At 50.8% G+C, this 7,315-nt stretch carries 4 protein-coding genes and 12 tRNA genes; all 16 read right to left on the reverse strand.

Going from position 1 to position 7,315, the window contains the following annotated elements:
- Positions 1-88: 88 nt before the first annotated feature.
- The 16 genes from AC0LWF_RS08965 to AC0LWF_RS09040 all read right to left on the reverse strand — a co-directional run bounded on the left by AC0LWF_RS08965 (position 89) and on the right by AC0LWF_RS09040 (position 7,252).
- Entirely contained in the window at positions 89-2,254 is a 2,166-nt protein-coding gene (locus AC0LWF_RS08965; protein ID WP_474651193.1) for an alpha-L-rhamnosidase C-terminal domain-containing protein, read from the reverse strand.
- 17 nt (positions 2,255-2,271) lie between these two features.
- Positions 2,272-3,090, reverse strand: a complete 819-nt coding sequence (locus AC0LWF_RS08970) for a carbohydrate ABC transporter permease (RefSeq protein WP_474651194.1) — start codon at positions 3,088-3,090, stop codon at positions 2,272-2,274.
- Between the two features lie 13 nt (positions 3,091-3,103).
- Positions 3,104-3,850: a carbohydrate ABC transporter permease gene (locus AC0LWF_RS08975; RefSeq protein WP_474651195.1), complete on the reverse strand. Its 747-nt coding sequence runs from the start codon at positions 3,848-3,850 to the stop codon at positions 3,104-3,106.
- A gap of 225 nt (positions 3,851-4,075) precedes the next feature.
- Positions 4,076-5,758 carry an ABC transporter substrate-binding protein gene (locus tag AC0LWF_RS08980; RefSeq protein WP_474651196.1) on the reverse strand — a complete coding sequence of 561 codons (1,683 nt, stop codon included), beginning with the start codon at positions 5,756-5,758 and terminating at the stop codon, positions 4,076-4,078.
- A gap of 373 nt (positions 5,759-6,131) precedes the next feature.
- Positions 6,132-6,208: transfer RNA gene (locus AC0LWF_RS08985), tRNA-Pro, on the reverse strand.
- Between the two features lie 14 nt (positions 6,209-6,222).
- Positions 6,223-6,299 (reverse strand) — tRNA-Arg (locus AC0LWF_RS08990).
- 4 nt (positions 6,300-6,303) lie between these two features.
- Positions 6,304-6,378, reverse strand: a tRNA-Gly gene (locus AC0LWF_RS08995).
- Positions 6,379-6,386: 8 nt separating this feature from the next.
- A tRNA-Leu gene (locus AC0LWF_RS09000) sits at positions 6,387-6,469 on the reverse strand.
- Positions 6,470-6,504: 35 nt separating this feature from the next.
- Positions 6,505-6,580, reverse strand: a tRNA-Lys gene (locus tag AC0LWF_RS09005).
- Positions 6,581-6,589: 9 nt separating this feature from the next.
- Positions 6,590-6,665, reverse strand: a tRNA-Thr gene (locus AC0LWF_RS09010).
- A gap of 26 nt (positions 6,666-6,691) precedes the next feature.
- Positions 6,692-6,768, reverse strand: a tRNA-Asp gene (locus AC0LWF_RS09015).
- Between the two features lie 39 nt (positions 6,769-6,807).
- Positions 6,808-6,884, reverse strand: a tRNA-Met gene (locus tag AC0LWF_RS09020).
- Positions 6,885-6,899: 15 nt separating this feature from the next.
- Positions 6,900-6,975: transfer RNA gene (locus AC0LWF_RS09025), tRNA-Val, on the reverse strand.
- 14 nt (positions 6,976-6,989) lie between these two features.
- A tRNA-Glu gene (locus AC0LWF_RS09030) sits at positions 6,990-7,064 on the reverse strand.
- A 19-nt stretch (positions 7,065-7,083) separates the two neighbouring features.
- A tRNA-Ser gene (locus AC0LWF_RS09035) sits at positions 7,084-7,171 on the reverse strand.
- Between the two features lie 5 nt (positions 7,172-7,176).
- Positions 7,177-7,252: transfer RNA gene (locus tag AC0LWF_RS09040), tRNA-Asn, on the reverse strand.
- Positions 7,253-7,315: the final 63 nt, after the last annotated feature.

The raw sequence follows: 7,315 nt of genomic DNA on the forward strand, positions 1-7,315 counted from the left end.
TCCCCCATTCTACTCCCGTGCGGGGCTGCTGCACAACAAACAGCCGCTCCGCGAATAAATACGGAAACGGCTGCTGTTATCAAATATGCTATACCGAAGGCTGCTCACTTCCAGCCATCTCTTCGACGGTTATGCCCGGAGGCGCAGTCACCTCATAACGGAACTCTCCATCTGCGTCATAGTACCACTGTACAGTCAGATCGCCATGTGGCGTGTTGACCGTACCGCTGCAAGAACGGATCCCGCCAACCGGCGTCGGCGCAATTCGTACCGTGCTGTAGCCTGGCGACAGCGGCTGTATGCCAAGCACGACCTCGCCAATCCACTTCACCGGCGTGCTCGACCAAGCGTGACATAAGCTCATCCGATAAGAGCCATAAGCGGTATACGTTGTGAGCGCATCATGAAAATCCCGCTTGGAGCTGTCGTCCGAGCGAATGGTATACGATTCCCAGAATGTTGTCGCGCCATTGTCCAGCATGCCGCCCCATACCGCTGTAATGATCTCATACGCACGTTCATGCCTGCCATATCGGGAATAGCATTCCGCCAGCTGAAATGCCGATAGAGGAGTGAGCGGATCAGCCAATTGATAGCTATCTAGAAAAGCGACTGCCGCATCATCCGACACATAGCCGCTCGCGATACCGAGCACCTTGACCGCAAGCGCGTACGGCTCCTTCATATAATGTGCTGAAGTAAGCGTCCGAAGCGGCCAGTCGATTACAAGCTCCAGCTCCGGCAGGGCAGCGGATAGCTTCAGCAAGTCCGTCCGCGTCAGTGCATAAATCGCCTGCAAGGCAACCGCGCGCTCCTCATCCGTCAGCGGCACCCATTCTACGAGGACGCCGTTCTGCGGCAGAATTCCGACACCTGGCTGTGTATTTTGACCGACCCACGCGATATGGCGCTGCAACGGTTCCTTCATCTCTAGCACGAAAGACTTGTCTCCAGTCTGCACGTAATATTCGCACACCGTCTTCAGCCACCAGAGCGTATACTCGCAAATGCTGTTCATCCAATGCCCGCTTGGCGTATCGACACCAAGCTCCCGAACGGCTCTCTGAATAACCTTCGTATCATCCCATAGGAAATAGCATGATTTTGCCGCGAGATAGAAGTCGAACGTCCAATTGAGCCGATCCCGTTTAATGCCGTCCCATAGCCCGATCTGATGACAAATCCGGCTCGTATGCGCAGACACCTGGAAAATCTCATTCAGCTGCTCGGAATCGCTCGATAATGTGCCCGCTTGGCGAAGTGCGACGTGGACAGATTGAAATTTCAGTTCCAGTGCAAAGGGCTGTCCGATCTCGCCCAGCACGAACAGCTGAATATATCGGCAGCCTTGCGGCAACGTATATTGTGTTTGCCCTGGCTCTATCTCAAGCCACTCCGTAATACACCCTTCGTAATGCGCGAGCTCATGCAGCGATTCCGCGCCGTTCCAGAGCAGCTTCACGCGCTCGGCTCCGTTATTAATAACCGCGAACCGGCAATTATGCTCCGCTTGCAGATCAATCGTCACCGACGAGGCGCCGCTGAGATTCATCTCGCGCTGCAGCTCCCGCATCGCTTTCCATTCATTCTGCTTGCGCAGATGATAGAACAGCTCGAGCTGCTGCTGCTCCGGCTTTACAAGCGTTCCGTCTTGCCCGTGATTGCCTGTTACGCTCATAACGCCGCTTGCGACAGCCGCTCGAAGTGCTTCCTCCCCTATAACAATCGCGCTTTTCAAATCGTATGCTTCAATATCGCCATAACCGCCTGCTACGAACGCAGCCGGACTATTTTCCAAATCACCGAACGGCTCCTCGCCGAGCTTGCAAATAATCGCCGCCTGCTCATCATCGGCTTGCCATGACTCGTCTGTCACCAGCCATAAGCCATCCCCCTGCAAATAACCAATCGCCCCAACACGGCGGTTCCATAGATAATAGTTCACTTCCGCGAGTGGAATGAAGCTGCTGCAGTTCATCTCAAGTCTCAGCTCATGCTCGCCTGCCTGCATCGTCTGGGGAAAAGCCTGAACCGTCAGCCATTCTCCCGCATTGCCTGCCCGTTCATTAAGCGTTGCAACGAGTACGCCATCCAGTACGACGCGAGCCGCGCCCGTGAAAGAGGCGTGAAAGGATACCCCGCTCACACTCTGCTCAAGCGTGAATTTACGGGATAGCACGCAGCTTGAACGATGCTCTCTCTCCTCATGCCACAGCCATAGCGGCAGCTCCGATTTTACTAGCTGAGTGTCCATATGGTTCCTCTTTTCATCTACGATTTAACAGCTCCGGACACCATGCCCTCGATATAGTACTTCATGCCGAAGACGATGACGAGAATCGTCGGTACGCTGCCGATAATATAACCTGCGAAGGATAAGCCAACATCAGACCGCCCGGAACGGTTCAAGCTAACCGCCGCCATTGTGAAGGTTTGATGATCTTGATCTAGTACGATAAACGGCCATAGATAGTCGCTGTATACCGCCAGAAATGTAACGATTCCAATCGTAACAAGAATCGGAATGCATAGCGGCAGCGCGATTCGTGAATAGAGATAGAACTCGCTTCCGCCATCCATACGTGCCGCTTCGAACAGCTCCTCTGGGAGCGACTCGAACAGCGTACGACAGAGCAGGATGCCAAGAAGCTGTGTGCCAGAAATGTACGGAAGAATAAGTCCCCAATACGAGCCTGTTATGCCAATCTTGGAAATAATCGCGTAAAGCGGCACGATAGTTAACAGCGACGGAATCATCATAACACCGATGAGCAGGATGTAGAGCAAATTTTTTAACGGAAATTGGTGTCTTGCAAACACATACCCGGATAATGACCCGAGCAGCCCCGCGCCAAGCACCGTTGCAAAGCAGACGAGGAGCGAATGGCTGATACTGTTTCGAACGACATCCCATGCCGCAGAATAGTTCTCAAAATGCAGCTTTTCCGGCATGCCCCAGAAATCTATGAGCACCTCGATTTGCGTTTTGAACGAGAAGAATACTAGCAGTATGAACGGGACTAAAGTAAGAATAAGCAATATGGTGAGCAGCGTCCCGCCAGTCCATTTCAGCCATGTGGCCGTCGTCATACGCACGCCCCCTTTAGTAATCCGTCTTTAGAAACTTCATATTAAACAGCGTAAGCGCAAGAATAACGAGGAACAATGTAACCCCGATGGCAGAGCCATAGCCATATTGCGAGCTGCCGAATGCCGCATTATACATAACCATCGCCGGGTTGGTCGTCGCCACACCTGGACCTCCGCCCGTCATGACCAAGATCTTAACGAAATCCTGCAAGCTGGTAATAATCGTAAGGATAATGACAACCTTGAATTGCGGGATGAGAAAAGGAAGATGCATCCGCGTGAACACATCCCAGCGGTTTGCCCCATCGATCCGTGCCGCTTCCAGCTGCTCCTGGTTCATGTTGCCGATCGCTGCGTAGAAGATCAGAAACGGTAAACCGGAGATGAAGGGCAGACCGAACAGCACAATCGCCCAAATTGCAGTATGCTCATCCCCTAGCCACGGTTTCACCCATGAATCGAAGCCGACAATCGAGAGCACCTTGTTCAACAACCCGTTGGTCGGATCATAAATGTTCTGCCATAGCAGAATCGTAACAATCCCCGGCAGCAGCATGGGCAGAATAAAACCGGTCCGGAACAAATATTTAATCCTGGCTCCGCCGATTAAATAGATAAGCTCCGCGCCAAGCAGAGGGAACACGACTGCCTTCACGACATCGCTCAGTGTGTAAATCAACTGATTCGTCACACCTTTGGTGAACGTTGGCTCGCTCCACATTTGCTTGAAGTTAGAAACGCCGATCCAAGTTGATTTCACAAGATTCCACTCCGTAAAGGAATGAAAAAACGCCAGTATAATCGGGTAGTACAGGAAAGTCGCGATAAATACAAATGAGGGAACAAGAAACAAATAGGAGATGCCGTATCTCTTCCACCTCGCCGCGCTCTTCACCTAAATTCTCCTCTCCACGGCCAGTTGCCATAATCAACAAGGCGGGGGTGGCTGTGCGACACCACCCCGCCAAGACGCTGCACTTGAACGTTAAGGATTCGTTTTTGGATCAAGATCAAGCTTATTGTCTTTAATATACTTCTCATTCGTTTTCTTCGTCAGTGCCGCTCTCTTCTTCAGATAGTCTTGCAGCGAAATCTTATCGTTATAGAAGGACAACTCGAGATTCTTCATCTCTGCTGTTGCGTTCGGCTCAGCAGCTGGATTACCGCCTGTAATGGTACCGATTGCGAAGCTCATGTTACCCGCTACCTTGAAGCCATCGAGATACGAATTCACCTCATCGGAGAGCTGTACCCCTTTAACAAGGCTTGGGCCTTGCACGAATTGTCCTGCGTCGATAGTAGCTGAGAATACTTTCTGTGCTTCTGCTGGCGAGTACAGGAATTGAAGGAAGTCCTTCGAGCGGGCAACACCTTCCGCATCCTTCTTGTTCGTAATCGCCATTTGGTGACCTGGAACAAGAATACCGCGCGGATGACCAGGGAAGTTCGGATCAGCGTCCTTGAAGTCCGGGAACTTGAAAGTTCCCCATTGGAACTTCTTATCGCCAAGCGATTGTTGATCCTTCAAAATTTGACCGACCTGCCAGCTTCCGTTCCAGTAGGTCGCTGCTTTGCCGGCAATGAACAATTGATACGCATCAGCGTCTTTCATCGTTGCATAGCCTGGTTGCAGGAACTTAGACAATTCCTTCAGTGTTGACCATGTCTTCTGCTCAGCTGGACCTTGTGCATCGTATTTGCTGCTCTTCCACAGTGCCATCAGACGCTCATTGTCTGTAATCGCGCCTACATCGAAGAACGGATTGTTCACATCGTATTTCACTTTCGAGTTAATCGCCTCAACCTGCGGTGTGTTGCGCGCATCGCCAGCTTGAACGACGATTTCCGGGATATATTGACGCGCCGACCAGTCAGCGAACGCTGCGACCATCCAGCCCTCATAGTCACTGCCTGTCGCTTGCGACATCGAGACTGGAATATAGCCTCCATCCTTCAGCTTCTGTAGATCTGCGAACAGATCTTCCCAAGTAAGCGGCGGTTCTGTAATACCTGCTTTTGCGAAAATATCTTTGTTGTAGAAGAAGCCTGTGCCCACGATATCGAACGGTACCATGAAAATATTTCCGTCAGCCGTATAAGCGTACGGCCAGTAGTCTGCGTTAATACCGTCCCAAAGCGATGTGCCGTTATTATAAGGGTTCGGCTCTTTCACGAAGTCATCCAGCTTCATAAGGAAGCCCTTCTGGATGTTGTTCGCTGGGCTGTCACCGAGCAAGTTGGCATGTACGATATCTGGTGCATCATCACCCCCGGCAGCCATCTTCGCCTGGAAGGAAGTTTGATAAGTTGTGTTATCCGTCACGATATCAATCTTAACCGTCGTTTCCGGGTGCAGCTTGTGATAATCTTCAGCAGCAACTTGCAAGCCGGCTGTGTAGTAGTTCGTAATGGTGGAGAATACGATTGTCTTATCTTCTTTCTTCGCGGTGTCATTTGTTGCGGTCGAGGAATTGTCATCGGACTTGGTGTTATTGGTAGTTGTGTTTGTGGAATCTGAGGTGTTGTTCTTCGTGGAGTCATTGGTTGTTGAGGTTGAATCATTCTTTGAATTATTCGAGCTGTTATTACCCGAGTTAGAGCAAGCTGCCAGAAGTGTGAGAACGAGAATGACCGAGGTGAGTAATGCAATAGCTTTCCTGCTTTTCATAAGACGAGTCCCCCTCAGATATGAATAGACATGGACATGATAAGCTGTTAAACACATAAAACGTTTTTACTCTCGCTAGCGAAGCTGCCAACCACCGCCTCTTGAAGAGTCTTTTCTGCAATGTAAGTGCTTACAATATTTTTGTAATGCCATCTTACCATCGTTAAGGCAATTCCAACAACATTAAAACAAAGCATACTTTTTCTGACGCCAAACCCTTGATACTGCTGGATTCGTGATGAAATGGCTTATAAAAACGGCGAAAAAAAGACCTAAACTATAAGCAGAATTGGTGTAAAACGTTTTAATTCAATTGCAAAGACAAGCACAAAAAAAGCCCCTTGCGCTAGGCAAGAAGCTTGTCTGTTAATTATGGTCGGGATGACACGATTTGAACATGCGACCCCCTGGTCCCAAACCAGGTGCTCTACCAAGCTGAGCTACATCCCGTTCTGACAAAAAAATGGCGTGCCCTGAGAGATTCGAACTCCCGACCTTTTGATTCGTAGTCAAATGCTCTATCCAGCTGAGCTAAGGGCACATAATGGAGCGGAAGACGGGAATCGAACCCGCGACCCTCGCCTTGGCAAGGCGATGCTCTACCGCTGAGCCACTTCCGCAAAAAATATGGTGCGCGTAGAGGGACTTGAACCCCCACGGTCGCCCGCCAGATCCTAAGTCTGGTGCGTCTGCCAATTCCGCCATACGCGCACGTTATGTTGCATCCATTTTCTTTGGCTAGAAAATGGTGAGCCATGTAGGACTCGAACCTACGACACCCTGATTAAAAGTCAGGTGCTCTACCAACTGAGCTAATGGCTCATGTAAAAATGGTGCCGGCGATAGGAGTCGAACCCACGACCTACTGATTACAAGTCAGTTGCTCTACCAACTGAGCTACACCGGCATGGTGAATTACATGATTTTAAAGAATGGCGGAGCCGACGGGATTCGAACCCGCGGTCTCCTGCGTGACAGGCAGGCATGTTGGGCCACTACACCACGGCTCCGCGTTGACCTATTCCGAATACTTGTCCGAAATAAGAAATTGGTTGCGGGGGCAGGATTTGAACCTGCGGCCTTCGGGTTATGAGCCCGACGAGCTACCGGGCTGCTCCACCCCGCGTCAGTAAAACTTATATGGTGGAGGCTGACGGGATCGAACCGCCGACCCTCTGCTTGTAAGGCAGATGCTCTCCCAGCTGAGCTAAGCCTCCATGGGAAAAATAAATGGTGACCCGTAGGGGACTCGAACCCCTGTTACCTCCGTGAAAGGGAGGTGTCTTAACCACTTGACCAACGGGCCTTACTTAAAGATTTTACGACGGAGAAGGAGGGATTCGAACCCTCGCACCACTAACGCGGTCTAACCCCTTAGCAGAGGGTCCCCTTGAGCCACTTGGGTACTTCCCCATGAATGGCTCCCCGAACAGGACTCGAACCTGTGACAACTCGATTAACAGTCGAGTGCTCTACCAACTGAGCTATCAGGGAACAACATGAATGTTCGGGCAAATCTTAACACCCTGAAAACTGGATACGAACCTTTGCGAAGGT

It is taken from the genome of Paenibacillus sp. sgz302114, assembly GCF_056120345.1.